The sequence below is a fragment of the Micromonospora aridisoli genome (assembly GCF_056150025.1).
In genome coordinates, this window is the sequence record NZ_JAXCFK010000006.1 from 63,571 (window position 1) to 83,107 (window position 19,537).

The 19,537-nt window shown below is 70.1% G+C and carries 17 protein-coding genes; 13 read left to right on the forward strand and 4 right to left on the reverse strand.

The features are described 5' to 3' along the window. Nucleotides 1-84: 84 nt before the first annotated feature. A complete protein-coding gene (galK, locus tag SM447_RS14700) occupies nucleotides 85-1,248 on the reverse strand; it encodes a galactokinase (RefSeq protein WP_474573349.1) in 1,164 nt (387 codons plus the stop codon). Further along, nucleotides 1,245-2,171, reverse strand: coding sequence for a UDP-glucose 4-epimerase GalE (gene galE / locus SM447_RS14705; RefSeq protein ID WP_474573594.1), 927 nt, complete (start codon nucleotides 2,169-2,171; stop codon nucleotides 1,245-1,247). Before galE ends, galK begins: the two co-directional genes overlap by 4 nt. A gap of 224 nt (nucleotides 2,172-2,395) precedes the next feature. Here galE and SM447_RS14710 point away from each other — a divergent pair, with 224 nt between their 5' ends. The 5 genes from SM447_RS14710 to SM447_RS14730 all read left to right on the forward strand — a co-directional run bounded on the left by SM447_RS14710 (nucleotide 2,396) and on the right by SM447_RS14730 (nucleotide 6,551). Continuing rightward, nucleotides 2,396-3,394: a hemolysin family protein gene (locus SM447_RS14710; RefSeq protein WP_474573350.1), complete on the forward strand. Its 999-nt coding sequence runs from the start codon at nucleotides 2,396-2,398 to the stop codon at nucleotides 3,392-3,394. Between the two features lie 33 nt (nucleotides 3,395-3,427). Beyond that, nucleotides 3,428-4,453, forward strand: a complete 1,026-nt coding sequence (gene trpS / locus SM447_RS14715; RefSeq protein ID WP_474573351.1) for a tryptophan--tRNA ligase — start codon at nucleotides 3,428-3,430, stop codon at nucleotides 4,451-4,453. A gap of 36 nt (nucleotides 4,454-4,489) precedes the next feature. Beyond that, on the forward strand, nucleotides 4,490-5,059 hold the full coding sequence (locus SM447_RS14720) for a 2'-5' RNA ligase family protein (protein ID WP_474573352.1): 570 nt from the start codon (nucleotides 4,490-4,492) through the stop codon (nucleotides 5,057-5,059). A gap of 61 nt (nucleotides 5,060-5,120) precedes the next feature. After that, nucleotides 5,121-6,044: a YhjD/YihY/BrkB family envelope integrity protein gene (locus SM447_RS14725; protein ID WP_474573353.1), complete on the forward strand. Its 924-nt coding sequence runs from the start codon at nucleotides 5,121-5,123 to the stop codon at nucleotides 6,042-6,044. 69 nt (nucleotides 6,045-6,113) lie between these two features. After that, complete coding sequence (locus SM447_RS14730) at nucleotides 6,114-6,551, forward strand: hypothetical protein (RefSeq protein WP_474573354.1); 438 nt, start codon at nucleotides 6,114-6,116, stop codon at nucleotides 6,549-6,551. Nucleotides 6,552-6,714: 163 nt separating this feature from the next. Here SM447_RS14730 and SM447_RS14735 read toward each other — a convergent pair whose 3' ends face one another. Together SM447_RS14735 and SM447_RS14740 are read right to left on the reverse strand one after the other, a co-directional pair. After that, nucleotides 6,715-8,346: a glycoside hydrolase family 13 protein gene (locus tag SM447_RS14735; protein WP_474573355.1), complete on the reverse strand. Its 1,632-nt coding sequence runs from the start codon at nucleotides 8,344-8,346 to the stop codon at nucleotides 6,715-6,717. A gap of 153 nt (nucleotides 8,347-8,499) precedes the next feature. Next, a complete protein-coding gene (locus tag SM447_RS14740) occupies nucleotides 8,500-9,576 on the reverse strand; it encodes a LacI family DNA-binding transcriptional regulator (RefSeq protein WP_474573356.1) in 1,077 nt (358 codons plus the stop codon). 328 nt (nucleotides 9,577-9,904) lie between these two features. Between SM447_RS14740 and SM447_RS14745 the strand changes: the two genes are divergently transcribed. From SM447_RS14745 to SM447_RS14780, 8 genes are all read left to right on the forward strand, one after another. Then, nucleotides 9,905-11,206: an extracellular solute-binding protein gene (locus SM447_RS14745; RefSeq protein WP_474573357.1), complete on the forward strand. Its 1,302-nt coding sequence runs from the start codon at nucleotides 9,905-9,907 to the stop codon at nucleotides 11,204-11,206. A 101-nt stretch (nucleotides 11,207-11,307) separates the two neighbouring features. Then, a complete protein-coding gene (locus SM447_RS14750; protein ID WP_474573358.1) occupies nucleotides 11,308-12,324 on the forward strand; it encodes a carbohydrate ABC transporter permease in 1,017 nt (338 codons plus the stop codon). 1 nt (nucleotide 12,325) lies between these two features. After that, complete coding sequence (locus tag SM447_RS14755) at nucleotides 12,326-13,243, forward strand: sugar ABC transporter permease (RefSeq protein WP_474573359.1); 918 nt, start codon at nucleotides 12,326-12,328, stop codon at nucleotides 13,241-13,243. A 50-nt stretch (nucleotides 13,244-13,293) separates the two neighbouring features. Then, nucleotides 13,294-13,635, forward strand: coding sequence for a hypothetical protein (locus tag SM447_RS14760; RefSeq protein WP_474573360.1), 342 nt, complete (start codon nucleotides 13,294-13,296; stop codon nucleotides 13,633-13,635). Nucleotides 13,636-13,912: 277 nt separating this feature from the next. Next, complete coding sequence (locus tag SM447_RS14765) at nucleotides 13,913-14,977, forward strand: BMP family lipoprotein (RefSeq protein WP_474573595.1); 1,065 nt, start codon at nucleotides 13,913-13,915, stop codon at nucleotides 14,975-14,977. A gap of 254 nt (nucleotides 14,978-15,231) precedes the next feature. Then, complete coding sequence (locus SM447_RS14770) at nucleotides 15,232-16,869, forward strand: ABC transporter ATP-binding protein (protein WP_474573596.1); 1,638 nt, start codon at nucleotides 15,232-15,234, stop codon at nucleotides 16,867-16,869. A gap of 55 nt (nucleotides 16,870-16,924) precedes the next feature. Beyond that, nucleotides 16,925-18,250, forward strand: a complete 1,326-nt coding sequence (locus SM447_RS14775; protein ID WP_474573361.1) for an ABC transporter permease — start codon at nucleotides 16,925-16,927, stop codon at nucleotides 18,248-18,250. A 3-nt stretch (nucleotides 18,251-18,253) separates the two neighbouring features. Next, nucleotides 18,254-19,534, forward strand: a complete 1,281-nt coding sequence (locus SM447_RS14780; protein WP_474573362.1) for an ABC transporter permease — start codon at nucleotides 18,254-18,256, stop codon at nucleotides 19,532-19,534. Nucleotides 19,535-19,537 lie beyond the last annotated feature (3 nt).

The following is a 19,537-nucleotide window of genomic DNA, read 5'->3' on the forward strand; positions in this document are numbered from 1 at the left end:
CAGGTTGATCATGAAGTTGTTGCCGGTGTTGATCGATGAATTCGATAACAACTTCATGATCAACCGGGCGGGTTGGTGGGGGAGTCAGTCGAGGCGGGTGGCACCGGCGGAGGGCACGGCGGTGGTGAGGGTGGGCGCGGTGTAGCCGCAGTCGGCGGACGCGGCGGTGACGGCCGCAGCCACCTGGTCGGCCTGATCAGCGTCGATCAGGGCCAGCACGCAGCCGCCGAAGCCGCCGCCGGTCATCCGGGCGCCCAGTGCCCCGGCGGCCAGCGCGGCCTCGACCGCCGTGTCGACCTCGGGCACGGTGATGGCGAAGTCGTCCCGCATGGAGGCATGCGAGGCGGTGAGCAGCGGCCCGATCTGCCGGACCCGGTTGTCGCGGAGCAGCGCCACGGCGTCGAGCACGCGTTGGTCCTCGGTGACCACGTGGCGGACCCGACGCCGGATCTCGTCGTCGGGCAGCCGCGCCAACGCGTCGTCGAGGTCGGCGACGGGCACGTCCCGCAGGGCGGGTACGCCGAGCAGGGCTGCGGCCTTCTCGCAGCTGGCGCGACGGGAGGCGTACTCGCCGTCGGCGTGCCGGTGGGGGGCGCGGCTGTCGATCACCAGTATCGAGAGGCCGGCACGGTCGAGGTCGAAGGGGATGTGTTCCACCCGCTCGGTACGGCAGTCGAGGAAGAGCGCGTGCCCGGTGCGGCAGCGGATCGCCGCCGACTGGTCCATGATTCCGGTGGGCGCGCCGACGTAGTGGTTCTCGGCCCGCTGGGCCAGCCGGGGCTGCTGTTCCGCCGGTACCGCCAGCCCGCCCAGGTCGACCAGGGCGGTGAGCACGGCGGCCTCCAGTGCGGCGGAGGAGGAGAGCCCGGCACCGAGCGGCACGTCGGAGGCGACGGCGAGCCGGGCGCCGGGCACCTGGTGGCCCGCTTCCCGGAGCGCCCACACCACCCCGGCCACGTACGCGGCCCAGCCGGTGACCCGGCCGGGGTCGGTTACCTCGGCGGCGCCGAAGTCGACCGTCTCGCCGGTCAACTCCGACCAGACCGTCCAGCGTCCGGCCGGCTGCGGCGCGGCGGCGACGACGGTACGCAGCGGGAGCGCGAACGGCAGCACGAAACCGTCGTTGTAGTCGGTGTGCTCGCCGATCAGGTTGACCCGGCCGGGGGCCGCCCAGCGGCCGTTGGGTGCCGCGCCGTACACGCGCTGGAAGCCGGTCCCGGCGCGCTCGGCCACGTCGGGGCGGTTCACCGCTCCAGGACCTGCGCGCGGTAGAAGGCCCAGGCGTCGCTGACCATGTCGTGCAGGGTGGGCTTGCGGGGCTCCCAGCCCAGCTCGGCGCGGGCCAGGGTGGAGGAGGCGACCAGTTCGGCCGGGTCTCCCTCGCGGCGGGGCGCCACCTCGACCGGCACCGGATGCCCGGTGACCTCGCGGACGACCTCGACCACCTGCCGGTTGGTGAAGCCGTTGCCGTTTCCGAGGTTGTAGATGCGGTGCTGCCCGCCGGTGGCCGCGTCGAGGGCGAGCAGGTGGGCGCGGGCCAGGTCGGAGACGTGGATGTAGTCGCGGACGCAGGTGCCGTCGACGGTGGGGTAGTCGTCGCCGAAGAGTTGCAGCTTGTCCCGCCGTTCGGCGGCCACCTCCAGCGCGATCGGGATGAGGTGGGTCTCTGGGTCGTGCCGCTCGCCGAGGGCGACGTCTCCGTCCAAGTGGGCACCGGCGACGTTGAAGTAGCGCAGCGAGACGGCGGCGAGGCCGTGCCCGATCGACTCGGAGGTGAGCGCCATGTCGGCGGCGAGCTTCGTCGCCCCGTACGTGTTGGTGGGCGCCTTGACGGCGGTCTCCGGGATGGGCAGCTCGGTGGGGTTGCCGTAGACGGCGGCGGTGGAGGAGAACACCAGCCGTGGTACGCCGGCGGCGCGCACCGCGTCGATCAGCGCCAGCGTGCCGACGGTGTTGTTGTGCCAGTACCGCTCGGGGGCGACCATCGACTCACCGGCCGCGATGAGCGCGGCGAAGTGCAGCACGCCGTCGAAGCCGGCCTGCGGGGTGAGCACCGTGGCCGCGTCGTGGATGCCGGCCTCGACGTGGGTGGCCTCGGGGGCAAGCGCGACCCGGTGGCCGGTGCGCAGGTCGTCCAGGACGACCACCTCGTGCCCGGCGTCGAGCAGCATCCGGGTCACCACGCTGCCGATGAAGCCGGCGCCACCGGTGACGAGCAGTTTCACGTCGGTTCCTCCTGCCTGGCCGGCACGGGTCGCGGCCTCGTGGTGGTCACCCTACGGTGGCGGACCGTGGCCACGCCCACCCCACGGGCACCCCATTGCAGCACGAACGATCAATTCTGAACAGAGTCGAACATGTCGGCGGCGGGGCGGAGCTGACTACCATCATTTCCATGCGGGCCTCGCGTCGGCGCGTACCCCGGCGGCGTGGCCACGACCTGCCCCGCCGTCAGCCAGGTCCGCTGGCCCGAGCGGTCGCCCGGGTCGTGGTCCGGGCCGCCGACGGCACCCTGCGGCTGGTCACCGACCTGCTCGGCGCCGGTCCGGCCGCCGGTCGGGAGCGGATCAGCGAGGCGGAGCTGCGGGACCTGGTCGCCGCCAACACCGTTCTCGATCCGGTGGGACGTCGGATCATCGACGAGGTGCTGGTGGCGGGTGCGAGCCTGGTACGCGAGGTGATGATGCCCCGCACCGAGGTGGTCTTCCTCTCCGCGGCACTGACCATCGCCGAGGCGGAACCGCTGGTGCGGGCCGGCCCGCACACCCGCTATCCGGTGGTCGACGGCACCCACGACGACGTGGTCGGCGTCGTGCACCTGCGTGACCTGCTGCTCGGCCCGGACCGGGTACCGGGCACCACGGTCGGCGCGCTGGCCCGCGAGGTCAAGCGTCTGCCGGCCAGCAAACGGGTGCTCGCCGCGCTGACCGAGATGCGACGGGAGGGGCACCACCTGGCGGTGGTGGTCGACGAGTACGGGGGCACCGCCGGCATCGTCACCTGCGAGGACCTCATCGAGGAACTGGTCGGTGAGATCCACGACGAGTACGCCGACCCGCCCGGACCCGCGTACCGCGGGCTGCCGGCGGTGGTGGACGGCCGGCTCAACCTCGCCGACTTCGCCGAACGTACCGGCGTGCCGTTACCGCCGGGACCGTACGAGACGGTGGGCGGGTTTGTGATGGCGGCGCTGGGACGGCTGCCAGCGCCGGGCGACGAGGTGCCGGTCGCCGTCGATCCGGTGGGAGCGCCGGCCGGCGGCTGGTTGCTCCGGGTGCTGTCCCTGGAGGGTCGGCGGGTGGCCCGCCTCGCGGTCACCGTCGCTCGCCTGCCGGAACAGCGGCGCGAGGTGGCGACGGCCACCGACCGGCCTCGACCCGCCGGCCCGTCATGACGTACGCCGGACGTTGCTGACAGAATTGCCGGCATGTCCGACGTTCCCGTCCGTCCCCGCGTCTTCTCCGGCATCCAGCCGACGGCCGACTCGTTCCACCTCGGCAACTACCTCGGCGCGGTACGGCACTGGGTGGCGCTGCAGGAGTCGCACGACGCGTTCTACTGCGTGGTCGACCTGCACGCCATCACCGCCGGGCACGACCCGAAGCTGCTGCACCAGCGTTCCCGGGTGGCCGCCGCGCAGTTGCTCGCGGTCGGGCTGGACCCGGAACGCTGCACCCTGTTCGTGCAGTCCCAGGTGCCCGAGCACGCCCAGTTGGCCTGGGTGCTCGGCTGCATCACCGGGTTCGGCGAGGCCAGCCGGATGACCCAGTTCAAGGACAAGTCGCAGAAGCAGGGCAACGAACGGTCCAGCGTCGGGCTGTTCACCTACCCGATCCTGCAGGCCGCCGACATCCTGCTCTACCAGGCCAACGCCGTGCCGGTGGGGGAGGACCAGCGGCAGCACCTGGAGCTCTCCCGCGATCTGGCACAGCGGTTCAACTCGCTGTTCGGCAGGACATTCACGGTCCCGGCGCCGCACATCGTCAAGGAGACCGCGAAGATCACCGATCTGCAGGATCCGACCGCCAAGATGTCGAAGTCCTCCTCCTCGCCGGCCGGCATCGTCGACCTGCTCGAGGACCCGGCTCGTTCGGCGAAGAAGATCAGGTCGGCGGTGACCGACACCGGGCGGGAGATCGTCTTCGACGAGGAGACCAAGCCCGGGATCTCGAACCTGCTCACCATCTTCTCGGCGCTGAGCGGGCGTGGCATCGACGACCTGGTCGCGGCATACGACGGCAGGGGTTACGGCGACCTGAAGAAGGATCTCGCCGAGGTGGTCCGGGAGTTCGTCGAACCCATCCAGGCGCGCACCCGTTCGTACCTCGATGACCCCACCCAACTGGACAAGCTCCTCGCCGCCGGGGCGGAGAAGGCCCGCGCGGTGGCGGTGCCGACGCTGCGCACCGCGTACGAGCGGGTGGGCTTCTTCCCGCCGGTACGCGGCGGGTGACCGCCCACGCGCGGGCGACGGTGCGGGCAGGGGTCGATGGCCGAAGGGGTGGCGCAAGGCGTGGATCAGGGGACCGGAGCGCCGGCTGTCGGCGACACCGTCCAGATCGGCATCGCGGTGGACATCCCGGAGCCGTGGGGCAGCGTGCTGACCCGGCGTCGGCTGGAGTCCGGTGACCCCAACACGGTGCGGGCCCACGTCACCCTGCTCGGGCCGACCGAGATCCCGGTGAGCGCTCTGCCGGCCGTGGAGCGGCATCTCGCCCAGGTCGCCGCCGCCCACCTGCCGTTCACCCTGCACCTGCGGGGCACCGGCACCTTCCGGCCGGTGACCCAGGTGGTCTTCGTCGCGGTCGCCGCCGGCATCAGCGAGTGCGAACTGCTGGCCGCCGCGATCAACGCCGCCCCCCAGCTACGTCGGGAACTGCGGTTTCCCTACCATCCACATGTCACGGTGGCCCAGGACGTCGCGCCGGAGGCGTTGGACCAGGCGTACGAGGACCTGGCGGACTTCTCCGCGATGTTCGAGGTGGACTGCTTCACGCTCTTCTCGCACAGCGGGCAGACGCGGTGGCAGCCACGCCGGGACTTCCGGCTGGGCGGTTGAGCACCTCGGTCGGCACGTCGTACCCGGCACGCGGTGACGACGGATCGGCGAGGATGACGACGTGAACGTTCTGGGTCGGGTCGAGGCGGCCGTCGACCGCCGGCTCACGGCCGCGCGCCGCCGCTCCCCGGTCTTCGGCCACCTGTGGCGCGCCGGGGTGCTCTACACCGACCTCCAGGGCGGCCGGCTGGCCGCCGCGATCGCGTACTACGGCTTCTTCGCGGTCTTCGCGCTGGCCCTGGTCGCGTACGCGATCTTCGGCGCGATCCTGGAGGACAACGACGAGGTACGCGCGGCGGCGGAGGAGTTCCTCGGTGAGAACCTGCCGTTCCTCGACCCGGCGCAGGTCGCCGACAGCAGCGGCACCGCCGGGCTGGTCGGCCTGTTGATCCTGGTGTTGACCGGCATCGGGTGGGTCGAGGCGATCCGATCCTCGCAACGGCTGATCCACGGCCTCGATCAGCACCCGGGAAACCTGGTCGTCCGCCGGCTGGTGGACCTGGGCGTGCTGGTGGTCGTCTTCGTGCTCCTCGGTGTCTCGGTGGCGGCCGTGGACGCGCTGGAGTCGCTGCTGCGTTTCCTGCTGCGCAGCACCGGCTCGCTGGCACTGACCACGGTCAGTGCCCTGCTCAGCGTGCTGGTCAACGCGGTGCTCGCCACCCTGCTGCTGGTCGCGGTGCCCCGGCTGCGGATGAGCCGGTCCCGGCTGCGACCGGTGGTGCTCATCGTCGCGGTCGGCATCACCCTGCTCAACACCGTCGGCCGGTTCTGGGTGGGGCGGATCGAGCACAATCCGGCGTACACGGTCGTGGCCACCGCCGTCGGCCTGTTGGTCTACCTCTACCTGCTCAACCAACTGGTGCTCTTCGGCGCCGCGCTGGCGGCGACGAGCCGGCGGGGTCGGACCGTCGACCTGGCCGGTCGGCGCCCACCGGTCGACCTTGACGTGGACACCGATCCCGGTGCCCCGGGTGGAGCGGGCTGAGCGGCCGCCGGCCCTCGATGTTGTGCCGAACCCGCCCCCACCTGGTCGAACACCGGCGATGATGGGCCCGTGGGGGCACTCGTGACGTTGGACCTGCCGGCCGACTCGCCGATGCTGGAGCTGCCGTGGATCATCACGTTCGGTCCGCTCGGTGACGCCGACGACTGGGAGCCGGTGGTCTGCGGCCCCTACGAGCGACCACACGCGTTGGCTCTGGCCGAGGCGGTGGTCGCCGAGGAACAGCTGATGGCGGTGGTGGAGCCGCTGGTGCCGGCGGTGTCGGTGGAGCAGATCCGCGGTGAGATCGCCGCCGCGCAACTCGCGGCACAGGACGAGGTGGCGCGGGTGGACCAGGCCGACCTCTACGGCGACTACGAGGACACCATCGACGAGGAGGAACTGGAGGCGGCCGAGCACGACCGGGCGGCCGGACCGCTGCCGGCGCCGGACACCGCCGAACTGCGTGCCGGGTTCGCCCGGATCGCCGCCCAGCTCACCAGCGGCTGAGCCGGCAAGGCAGCCGTCGCCGGACGGACCAACGGTACCGGTGCCCGGGGGATCGCCCCGGGCACCGGCACCACCGCACCCCCCACCACAAGGGGTCGCCTGCCGGCCGCCCGGCGGCGCGGAGCACGCCGGACGGCCGGGGCCGATGCCCGCTCTTACCCGTTCAGCGCCGCTCGAACCAGACGGCCGCGTCGACCGGGAGCAGGTACCCGCCGTCGCGCTCGGTGAGCGTCGCGCTGGCGACGAGCGGGCTGCCGTATCCGTCGATCAGCACCGGCGCGTCGCTGATGTTCACGACGCAGGTCAGTACGGTGTCGTCGGCCTCCCGATGGAAGGCGAGCACCCCCGGACCGGTCTCCAGCCAGGTGATGCCGCCGGTGCCGGCCAACGCCGGATGGGTGTGGCGGATCCGCAGCGCCGCGCGGTACAGCTCCAGCGTGGAGCCGGGCGTACCGGTCTGGGCGGCCACCGAGAGGGCACGCCAGGTCGCCGGGGCCGGCAGCCAGCTCAGCTCACTGCCGGCCGGCCCGAAGCCGTACGGTGCCAGTTCGCCGCTCCACGGAATCGGCACCCGGCAGCCGTCCCGGCTCTCGCCGGTGCGCAGGAAGGCCGGGTCCTGGCGCAGTTCGTCGGGCAGGTCGAGCACCTCGGGCAGGCCCAGCTCCTCCCCCTGGTAGAGGTAGGCGCAGCCGGGCAGGGCGAGCATCAGCAGGGCGGCGGCGCGGGCCCGACGCAACCCGACCTCGCCGTCACCGTAGCGGGTGACGTGCCGCTGCCGGTCGTGGTTGGACAGCACCCAGGTGGTCGGTGCGCCGACGATGGTGGACTCGGCCAGCGCTGTGTCGATCACCTTCCGGAACGAGTCGGCCGACCAGGTGGCGTCGAGGAAGTCGAAGCTGAACGCCTGGTGCAGCTCGTCGGCGCCGATGTAGCGGGCCAGTCGCTGCGGTGTTTCGGCCCACGCCTCGGCGACCGCCATCCGGCCGCCGGGGTAGCTGTCCAGGATGGGCCGCCAGGCCCGGTAGATGTCGTGCACCTCGTCCTGGTCGAAGTAGGGCAGCCGACCCTTGCCGAGCAGTTCCGACTGGCGCCGCCCGGTGGTCATCGAGTTGAAGCCGACGTCCGGCAGCCCTTCGGCCTTGATCATGCCGTGGGCCACGTCGATCCGGAATCCGTCGACGCCGCGGTCCAGCCAGAAGCGGAGTACGTCCTCGAACTCGGCGCGCACCTCGGGGTGCCGCCAGTTCAGGTCGGGTTGGGCCGGGTCGAACAGGTGCAGGTACCACTGCCCGTCGGGGACCCGGGTCCAGGCCGGGCCGCCGAAGATGCTCTCCCAGTCGTTGGGGGGCTCTTCGCCGTGCTCGCCCTTGCCGTCGGCGAAGAGGTAGCGCGCCCGTTCCGGCGAACCGGGGGCCGCGGCCAACGCCGCGGTGAACCACGGGTGCTGGTCGGAGGTGTGGTTGGGCACGATGTCGACGATGATCCGCAGGCCGAGCGCGTGGGCGTCGGTGATCATCGCCTCGAAGTCGGCGAGGTTGCCGAACATCGGGTCCACGTCGCGGTAGTCGGCGACGTCGTAGCCGCCGTCGACCATGGGTGAGGTGTAGAAGGGGGTCAGCCAGAGCGCGTCGACGCCCAGCTCCCGCAGGTAGGGCAGGCGTTCCCGGATGCCCTGGAGGTCACCGATGCCGTCGCCGTTGGAGTCGGCGAAGCTGCGGACGTAGACCTGGTAGACGACGGCGGACCGCCACCAGTCGGCGTCGGAGGTCAGCGGCGAGGGAGTGCTGACGGTCATCGGGTGTTCCCCGTTCTGTGGCGCGGGACGGCGGCACCCGGCGTGGGTGAGGTGGGGACGCACGGGTGTCTGAGAAGAATGCCGCGCCAGCTCTGCAAGAGTCAAGCATTTCTTGCGCAAGAAGAGCCGATGATGCTCCCGGTGCGGGCGACGTCACGCCGGGACGGCGAGCGCGGGCGGCGCGGGCCGCTGCCGGCCCGGTCCGCTCGCGGCGTCCTGCCGCGCCGCGGCCGTCGACCCCCGCACCACCAGCTCCGGCCGGAACAGGTACTCCGAGTGCGGGGCGGCGTGGCCGTTGATCTCGTCGACCAGGGCCCGCACCGCGGCGACCGCCATCGCGGCCACAGGCTGGCGCATGGTGGTCAGCGGCGGGTCGGTGAAGGCCATCAGGGGTGAGTCGTCGTAGCCGACCACCGAGAGGTCCGCCGGCACGGAGAGCCCTCGCTGGCGGGCGGCCCGGATGGCGCCGAGGGCCATCAGGTCCGAGCCGCAGACGATGCCGGTGGCGCCCCGCTCGATCAACCGACCGGCGGCCGCCTCCCCACCCTCGACGCCGAACAGCGACAGCTCGGTCAGCTCGGCCAGTTCGTCCTCGCCGATCCCGGCGAGGCGCTCCATCGCCGCCTTGTAGCCGCTGACCTTGCGTTGGACCGGTACGAAACGGTCGGGGCCGGTGATCAGGCCGATCCGTCGGTGGCCGAGGGCCACCAGGTGGGCCACGGCCAGCTCGGCGGCCTCCCGGTCGTCGCAGGAGACGAAGGGTGCGGAGATGCCCGGCGCGTAGCCGTTGATCATCACGATCGGCAGCGGGCGGGCGAGCAGGGTCCGGTACCGGTCGTGGTCGGCGGCGGTGTCGGCGTGCAGCCCGGAGACGAAGACGATGCCGGAGACCTGCCGGTCCAACAGCATCTCGACGTACTCGTCCTCGCGCACTCCGCCGGGGGTCTGCGTGCACAGCACCGGGGTGTAGCCGGTGGGGGCCAGGGCCGACTCGATGATTTGGGCGAACGCCGGGAAGATCGGGTTGTCCAGCTCGGGTACGACCAGGCCGACCAGCCCGGCGCTGCGCTTGCGCAGTCGGGCGGGGCGTTCGTAACCGAGCACGTCGAGGGCGGTCAGGACGGCCTGCCGGGTCTCGGGTGCCACGCCGGGGCGGTCGTTGAGCACCCGCGACACCGTGGCCTCGCTGACGTCGGCCTGCTGGGCGATGTCGGACAGGCGAGCGCGCATGGCGGCACTGTAGCTCACCGGAAGTTCTTGCGCATTGGTCGGCAAGAACTTGCAGGATCGAGCAGCCATCGTCGGGAGCGTGCCCACGGAGCTTGCCGTCACCGCGCCGTACGGGGACTATGAGTGCGCGGCGGGTGTGCGAAGAGTGACTCCGGCTGGGAGTTCGGTCACCACACTCGGGTGCGAAATGCCCAGACAGACACACTTGTCGGGCACTGAAGTTGCGGATGAGGCACGGTTGTTGCAAGGGCATTCGCAAGGGGTTTCGAGTTACGAAACTTCTTGCTACTGTCCCCGCCGTTACCCGGCAGGCAACTTAGGAGCGAACATGCGCCGCACAGCCAGGGGGATCGCCGTACTCGCCTCTGCCACCCTCGCCCTTTCCGTCGCCGCGTGCGGCGGGGAGGAGAAGGCGGCCGAGGAGCAGCCGGCGGTCGACCCCGCCTCCCTCACCGCAGAACTGACCTGGTGGGACACCTCGGATCCGCAGAACGAGGGCCCGGCGTTCAAGGAGCTGATCGCCAAGTTCAACCAGACCTACCCGAACGTCAAGATCAACTACCAGTCGGTCCCGTTCGGTGAGGCGCAGAACAAGTTCAAGACCGCCGCGCAGGCCAAGACCGGCGCGCCGGACATTCTGCGGGCCGAGGTTGCCTGGGTGCCCGAGTTCGCCTCACTGGGTTACCTCTACGCGCTGGACGGCTCGGAGTTGCTCGCCGACGAGTCCGACTTCCTGGAGACCCCGCTCGCCTCGAACAAGTTCGACGGCAAGACCTACGGCGTTCCCCAGGTCACCGACAGCCTCGCGCTGATGTACAACAAGGAACTGCTGAGCCAGGCCGGCATCAGCGAGCCCCCGAAGACCTGGGCCGAGCTGAAGACCGCGGCGCAGACCGTCAAGGAGAAGACCGACGCCGAGGGTGTCTACATCAACCCGGCCGGCTACTTCCTGCTGCCCTTCATGTACGGGGAGGGTGGCGACCTGGTCGACACCGCCAGCAAGAAGATCATCGTCAACTCGGAGCAGAACGCGGCCGGACTGGCGATCGCCAAGGACCTGATCGACAGCGGCGCGGCGGCCAAGCCGTCCGCCAACGACGGCTACGGCACCATGATGACCCTCTTCAAGGAGAAGAAGGTCGCCATGATCATCAACGGGCCGTGGGAGGTCAACAACGTCAAGTCGGCACCCGACTTCGGCGGCCTGGAGAACCTGGGCATCGCGCCGGTGCCGGGTGGCTCGGCCAAGGCCGGCGGCCCGGTCGGTGGCCACAACTACGTGATCTGGTCCGGCATGCCGCAGGAGAAGGTCGACGCCGCTGTCGCGTTCGTCAAGTTCATGAGTTCCGCCGAGTCGCAGGCCTTCCTGTCGGAGAAGCTCGGCCTGCTGCCCACCCGGACCTCCGCGTACCAGGTCGACGCGGTCAAGAACAACGCCGTCGTCGCCGCGTTCCAGGCGGTCAACGAGGCCGCCGTGGGTCGTCCGTGGATCCCCGAGGCCGGCCAGTTCTTCGGTCCGCTCGACCAGATGGCCACCGAGGTCCTGATTCAGAACAAGGACCCGAAGGCCGCGCTGGACACCGTCGCGAAGAAGTACAAGGCCGAGGTCGTTCCCTCCTACGAGAACTGACCTCACCGCCGGCCACGGCCGGTGACCTCTCGGCACCCGGCAGGGTCGCGCGACCGTAACGGTCCGTGGCCCTGCCGGACCTCTCCTCTGGAGCGCAGCTGATGACCACCGTGACAGCCGATCCGGCGCCGCCCTCGCCGCCGTCCGGCCGATCCGCTCGTCCGTCCCGGCTGCGTCGCAGCTGGGAGAAGCACTGGTACGCCTGGGCGATGGTCCTGCCCGTCGTCATCGTCCTGGCGGTTCTGATCTTCTACCCGCTGTTCCGCGGGATCTGGCTCTCCTTCACCAACCTCAACGAGGCGAACCAGGTCGCCGAGATCTGCACAAGGTCGATCACCGGGAGTGAGGTCTGCCGGGAGAACCCCAACAAGTGGGAGTTCATCGGCCTCGACAACTACGTACGGGTGCTCACCGGCGAGGTCGGCGAGTTCTGGCAGTGGACCGGCACCACGCTGATCTGGACGTTCGTCTGCGTGGCCTTCCACTTCGGGCTGGGCCTCGGCCTGGCCACCATGCTCAACCGCCCGATGCGGTTCCGGGGCCTCTACCGGGTGCTGCTGGTGCTGCCCTGGGCGGTGCCGGCCTTCGTCAGCGCGTTCGCCTGGAAGTTCATCTTCAACGAGCGCTTCGGCCTGGCCAACGCGCTGCTCACCGCGCTCGGCATCGATCCGGTGTCCTGGTTCGCCGACCGGTGGACCGCGCTGCTCACCGCGATCGTCACCAACATCTGGCTGGGTGTGCCGTTCATGATGGTGGCGCTGCTCGGCGGCATGCAGACCATCCCGTCCGAGCTCTACGAGGCGGCCGAGATCGACGGTGCCTCGGCCTGGCAACGGTTCCGGAACATCACCCTGCCCGGCCTGCGGCCGGTCAGCATGACGGTGATCCTGCTCGGCACCATCTGGACGTTCAACATGTTCCCGATCATCTTCCTGGTGACCGAGGGGCAGCCGGCCGGGCAGAGCGAGATTCTGGTGACCGGGGCCTACCGGGCGGCCTTCGAGGGCATCCGCAACTACTCGCTGGCCTCGACCTACGGCGTCCTGATCCTGTCCATCCTGCTGGTGTTCTCGGTGTTCTACCGGCGAGCACTGCGCAAGCAAGGCGAGGTGTGGTGACATGAGCCAGGTGACGTCGCCGCCTCCGGCGGCCCAAGCGGTCGCCGGTCCGGCCCTGGCGAAGACCCGGACGGTGCAACGGCCCGGACGCAGCCGACGCAGCCCGGCGAGGTCCTTCCTGCTGCACGGCACGCTGATCCTGGCCTCGTTGATCGCGATCGGGCCGATCGCCTGGGTGCTGCTCTCCTCGCTCAAGCCCGGGTACGCGATCCAGAGCAGCGAGCTGACCCTGTTCCGGGACACCACGCTGGCCAACTACGGCTACGTGCTGACCGAGACGAACTTTCCGAGGTGGTTCCTGAACTCGGTGGTCGTCGCGGCCTTCACCATGGCCATCGGCATCTTCCTGTCGGCCACCACCGGGTACGCGGTGTCCCGGTTCAACTTCCCGGGTCGCCGACCGCTGATGATGGTCTTCCTGGTCACCCAGATGTTCCCGGTGGCCATCCTGATCGTGCCGATCTACACGATCATGGCCCGGCTGGGGCTGATCAACACCATGCCCGCGCTGATCATCGCGTACCTGACCATCGCGGTGCCGTTCTGCGCCTGGATGTTGAAGGGCTACTTCGACTCCATTCCGACCTCGCTGGACGAGGCGGCGGCGCTGGACGGGTGCGGTCCGTTCGCCACCTTCTGGCGGGTGGTGCTGCCGTTGGCCCGCCCGGCCGTGGCGGTCACCGCCTTCTACACCTTCCTCACCGCGTGGGGCGAGGTGGCGTACGCGTCGGCCTTCATCCAGACCGACAACAAGTTCACCCTGGCGTACGGGCTCCAGCAGTTCGTGCCGCAGTTCAACCCGCAGTGGGAGTACCTCACGGCCGCGGCGGTCCTGGTCACCCTGCCGGCCGGGCTGGTCTTCTTCTTCGCCCAGAAGCACCTGGTCTCCGGCCTGACCGCCGGCGGCACGAAGGGCTGACCGGAACCGCCTCTACTACAAACCGTCGTTGATAGGGCAGGATGGGTCGGGTGGAAGCACTTCGACTCATCCTTCTCTACGTTCACCTGATCGGGTTCGCGCTGCTGCTGGGTGGCGCGATCGCCCAATACATCACCGGCAAGATCCGGATCAACCTGGCCATGCTGTGGGGGTCGGTGATCGGTCTGCTGACCGGCATCGGCCTGAGTGCGCCACTGCGCGACGGCGACGAGCCGGCACCCGCCAAACTTGTGACGAAGCTGGTGCTCGCTCTGCTGATCTTCGTCATGGTCTTCTTCTCCCGCAAGCGTGCGGAGGTCAACCGGGGGCACTTCCTCGCCATCGTGGGATTGACCCTGGTCAACGCGGCCGTGGCGGTCTTCTGGAGGTGACCGTCGGGCCGGGCGGCCGGCCATCGGAAACGGACTTTCCGGACACTCGTCCGCCCACCTGCCGACACCCTGAGTGATCTGCCCCACCCGAGCATTACGTAGGGGTAACAGGCCTCCAACAGTCCTGCACGATTGTCGGTCGGCAGGTGGGCGCGGGCGTACGCTCTGCTCCCGTAACGTGGGACGCCGGCGGCAAGGCGCAGGCCGGTTCAAGGGCTGCCACCGCGTACAACGCGGTGTGCAATGGGAAGGAGACGTCTTGCGCTCGGTGCGTGGGATGCGGATCGCCTCGATCATCGCGGCGGGTGGGCTCGTACTGAGCGCCGCCGCCTGTGGCGAGGCGCCGGATGAGGACAACAACGCCGGCTCCGGCGGCGAGAAGTACACCGCCTGTATGGTCACCGATGTCGGCGGCATCGACGACAAGTCGTTCAACGCCTCCGCCTGGAAGGGTCTGGAGGACGCCAAGGCGGAGAACGGCGACATCGACATCAAGTACGTCGCGTCCAAGGCCGAGGCGGACTACGAGCCGAACCTCACCCAGTACGTCAACCAGGACTGCGACTTCATCCTGGCCGTCGGTGGACTGATGGGCGACGCCACCAAGAAGATCGCCGAGGCGAACCCGGACCAGCAGTTCGGCATCGTCGACGCGGACCCCGGCGTGGCCAACGTCTACCCGATGCAGTTCGACACCGCCCAGGCCGGCTTCCTCGCCGGCTACGTGGCCGCCGGCATGACCGAGAGCGGCAAGGTGGGCACCTACGGCGGTCTGAAGATCCCGCCGGTGACCATCTTCATGGACGGCTACGCCGACGGGGTCGCCTACTACAACGAGGCCAAGGGCAAGAACGTCCAGGTTCTCGGTTGGAACAAGGAGACCCAGAACGGCTCCTTCACCAACGACTTCGTCAAGCAGGACGAGGGCAAGAAGGTCAGCGACGCGCTGGTCGCCCAGGGCGCGGACATCATCATGCCGGTCGCCGGCGGCGCCGGCCTCGGCACCACCGGTGCGGCCCAGGCCTCCAACGGCAAGTACAACACCATCTGGGTGGACGTCGACGGCTGCGAGAGCACCCCGAACTGCCCGGCGATCATCACCACCGTGGTGAAGAACATCCCGGGCGCGGTCAAGGAGGCCGTGCTCAAGGCCGCCGGTGGCGAGAAGCTCGAGGCGAGCCCGGGCTTCATCGGCACCCTGGCCAACGAGGGTGTGTCGATCGCTCCGTACCACGACTTCGAGGACAAGGTTCCGGCCGAGCTGAAGGCCGAGGTCGACAAGCTGAAGGCGGACATCGCCGCCGGCACCGTCAAGGTCGAGTCGGCCGCCCAGCCGAAGTGACCCGTCGCCGGCCGCCCCCGGTGAGACGATCACCGGGGGCGGCCGGCGAGCACTGCCACACATGATCCGGCCGCTGTGGCGCGGGGGAGACCCGCCGTGCCGCAGCGGCCGATCCGCGCCACCGGTCCGGCCGACGCCGGGCCCGCTCGCCAGCAGCTACGCTGCACCATCGCTTCGCACTCCAGGAGGTTGCGCTGAGACTCGAACTGCGCGGCATCACCAAGCGGTTCGGTGATCTGGTCGCCAACGACCACATCGACCTGACGGTGGAGCCTGGAGAGATTCACGCCCTGCTCGGCGAGAACGGCGCGGGCAAGTCGACCCTGATGAACGTGCTCTATGGGCTCTACCAGCCCGACGAGGGCGAGATCCTGGTCGACGGCGAGCCGTTGAAGCTGCGCGGCCCGTCCGACGCGATCGCGGCCGGCATCGGCATGGTGCACCAGCACTTCATGCTCGTGCCCGTCTTCACCGTCACCGAGAACATCATGCTCGGCGCCGAGCAGGTGCGCGGCGGCATCACCGGGTTCCTGGACCGGCGCCGCGCCCGGCGCGAGGTCGCCGAGGTCTCCCAGCGGTACAACCTGCGCGTCGACCCGGACGCGGTGATCGAGGATCTGCCGGTCGGCGTCCAGCAGCGGGTGGAGATCGTCAAGGCGCTCACCCGGGACGTGGACCTGCTCATCCTGGACGAGCCCACCGCGGTGCTCACTCCGCAGGAGACCGAGGAACTGCTCACCGTGATGCGGGCGCTCAAGGCCGCCGGCAAGTCGATCGTCTTCATCACCCACAAGCTCGGCGAGGTCAAGGCGATCGCCGATCGGATCACGGTGATCCGGCGCGGGAAGACCGTGGGCACGGCGTCGCCCGAGGCCAGCCGCGACGAGTTGGCCGCGCTGATGGTCGGCCGTACCGTCCGGCTCACCGTGGACAAGGCCCCGGCCACCCCGGGTGAGCCCGTGCTGGAGGTCTCCGGCCTGGTCGTCGACGACGACCGCCAGGTCCGCGCAGTGGACGGCGTCGACCTGACCGTACGCGCGGGCGAGGTGCTCGGCGTCGCGGGCGTGCAGGGCAACGGCCAGACCGAGCTGATCGAGGCGATCATGGGGCTGCGCCCGGTGCTCGCCGGCACGGTCACCCTCGACGGGCAGCGGGTCGACGGCTGGTCGACCAAGAAGGTGCTCCGGGCGGGTGTCGGCTACGTGCCGGAGGACCGCAGCGTCGACGGTCTGGTCAAGGAGTTCAGCGTCGCGGAGAACCTGGTGCTCGACATGTACGACCGGCCGCCCTTCGGCCGGGGCCTGTCGCTGCGACCGAACGAGATCGCCACGTCGGCGCGGGAACGGATCGAGCAGTTCGACGTACGCACCTCCTCGGCCGAGGCTGCGGTCGGCACCCTCTCCGGCGGCAACCAGCAGAAGGTGATCGTGGCTCGGGAGCTGTCCCGGCCGCTCAAGCTCTTCATCGCCGCCCAGCCGACCCGGGGCGTGGATGTCGGCTCGATCGAGTTCATCCACAGCCGGATCATCCGCGAGCGCGACATCGGCACCGCCGTGCTGGTGGTCTCCAGCGAACTCGACGAGGTGATCGGCCTGGCCGACCGGATCGCGGTGATGTACCGCGGTCGCATCATCGGCATCGTCGGCCCGGACACCCCTCGCGAGGAGATCGGCCTGCTGATGGCGGGCATCGGTGCCGACGCGACGACCGGCTCGCCGGACGCCGGGGAACCGCCGACGGCGACCACCGACCGGGAGGTGGTGGCCACCACCGACGCGGACGCCGCGTCCGACGTCGGCACCCCGGCCACCACCGACCGCGACGTCCCGGCCACCACCGACGGCGTGGCGCCGGTCGAGGGTCCCGGCAACGAGAACGAGAAGGACCGATGAGCGAGCGAACCATCAGGCACGGCGGGCCTGCACGGAGCGGAGCGGAGTTGCCGGCATGAGTGACCCGAACGCCCAGTCGGGTTCCCCGGACAAGGAACCGGCGAGTGAGGACCAGGCCACCCGCACCGCGCTCGGCAACACCGAACGGGCCGAGGCGGCCACCACGCCCGGCGGGCCCGGACCGCGCCCGACGCTGGGGCGGCTCTTCCTGGAGAACCTCTGGGCCGCCAACACCTTCACGGTGACCCTGCTCTCGCTGGTGCTGGCGATGATCGTCGGTGCCGTCCTGATGATCATCTCCGACCCGGAGGTGCTGGCCACCTACGGCTACATCACCGCCCGCCCGTCGGACGCGATCAACGCCAGTTGGACGCTGGTCAGCGAGGCGTACGCGAACCTGTTCAAGGGCTCGGTCTTCGACCCGGCCGCGACCACCGTCAACCAGGCGCTCAGCCCGATCTCGGAAACGCTCACCTACACCGCGCCGCTGGTCTTCACCGGCCTGTCGGTGGCCCTGGCGTTCCGCGGCGGCCTGTTCAACATCGGTGCCCAGGGGCAGGCCACCATGGGCGTCATCCTGGCCGCGCTGGCCGGCTTCCTGCTGCCGCTGCCGCCCGGGCTGCACCTGCTGGTCGCCGTCCTGGCCGGGGCGCTCGGCGGGGCGGTCTGGGGTTTCATCCCCGGCATCCTCAAGGCGCGCACGGGTGCCCACGAGGTGATCAACACGATCATGCTCAACTACATCGCGGTCTACTTCCTCACCTGGCTGATCGTGCAGAACGGGGTGCAGGACCCGAACCGTACCGACGCGATCAGCCGGCCGGTGGACGCCTCCGCGCAACTGCCGAGACTCTTCGGCGACGGGTTGCGCGCCCACGCCGGCATCATCCTGGCCGTCCTGGCCACCTGGGCGGTCGCCTGGTTGCTCAACCGCTCCACGCTCGGCTTCGAGCTGCGGGCCGTGGGCGCCAACCCGGACGCCGCCCGCACCGCCGGCATCAGCGTCACCCGGACGTACGTGTTGATCATGGTCTTCGCCGGAATTCTGGCCGGCCTCGGTGGCTCGCAGATGGTGCTCGGCACCACCGCCGCGGCCCTGACCCCCCTGGTGGTCGCCCAGATCGGCTTCGACGGCATCCTGGTCGCCCTGCTGGGCCGGGTGAAACCCTGGGGCGTGGCGCTGGCCGCGCTGCTGTTCGGTGCGTTGCAGGCCGGCGGCAACCGGATGCAGTCGTACTCGGGGATCTCGCTGGAGCTGGTCACCGTGCTCCAGGCCCTGATCGTCATCTTCATCGCCGCGCCGGCCCTGGTGAAGGCGATCTTCCAGCTCCGGGCCGCGCGGGCCGCCCGGCTGCAGACGAGCCTCGCGAAGGGCTGGTGAGGCATGTCCACCACGGCTGTTCCCGACGTCGCGGTCGCGCCCGTCGACGAGGGCTTCTGGACCCGTACCCGCAAGGTCGGCCTGGTGCTGCTGGCCCTCGGCCTGCTGGCCACCGTGCTGTTCGGTGCCCTCGCCACCGGCGAGCAGGCCCGCTTCACGCTCAGCGAGGACGCCGCCGGTGCCGCACTGGAGGTCAACGGCACCATCGGGGCGATCGTCTTCGGCCTGATCACGATCGCCGCCGGCGGTGTGATGTTCGCCGGCCTGTCGAAGCGCTGGTTCGTGCCGCTGCTCGCCGTCGGCCTGGTCGCCTTCGTGCTCTCCTTCCTGTGCTGGCAGGTCTCCGCCGCGCCGACCGGGCAGAACTTCATGCCACTGGTCAACATCGTGCGGGGCACCTTCCTGCTCGCCCTGCCGCTGATCTTCGGCGCGCTGGCCGGTGTGCTCTGTGAGCGGTCCGGCGTGGTCAACGTCGCCATCGAGGGGCAGCTGCTGATGGGCGCCTTCAGCGGCGCGCTGTTCGGCAGCATCTCCGGCAGCGTCTGGGTGGGACTCCTCGCCGCCGCCATCGGCGGGTCGTTCATCTCGCTGCTGCTGGCCGTGTTCAGCATCCGTTACCTGGTCGACCAGGTGGTCATGGGCATCGTGCTGAACCTGCTGGCGGTCGGCATCACCGGCTTCCTCTACGAGCGGCTGATGCAGACCGACGCGGCGCGTTACAACAGCGCGCCGCGCTTCAGCAACTGGGAGATCCCGCTGCTGGCGGATATCCCGGTGCTCGGGCCGGCGCTGTTCCGGGGCAACATCTTCCTCTACCTGGCGCTGCTGCTGGTGCTCGTGATCCACATCGCCCTGTTCCGTACCCGGTGGGGGCTGCGGACCCGGTCGGTCGGTGAGCACCCGACGGCGGCGGACACGCTGGGTGTGAAGGTGCTCGGCCTGCGCTACCGCAACGTGATCATGGCCGGTGCCGTCGCCGGTATCGGTGGTGCCTCCTACACGCTGGCCCTCTTCTCGTTCACCAAGAACATGATCGGCGGCAAGGGCTTCATCGCCCTGGCCGCACTGATCTTCGGACGGTGGAGCCCGACCGGCGCGCTGCTCGCCGCGCTCTTCTTCGGTTTCGCCGACCAGCTGGCCACCTACCTGGGTGCGATCAACAGTGTGATCCCGGGCCAGTTCCTGGCGATGCTGCCGTACCTGGCGACGATCCTGGCCGTGGCCGGGCTGGTCGGTCGGGTGCGGGCACCCGCCGCCGACGGCAAGCCGTACATCAAGGGCTGACCC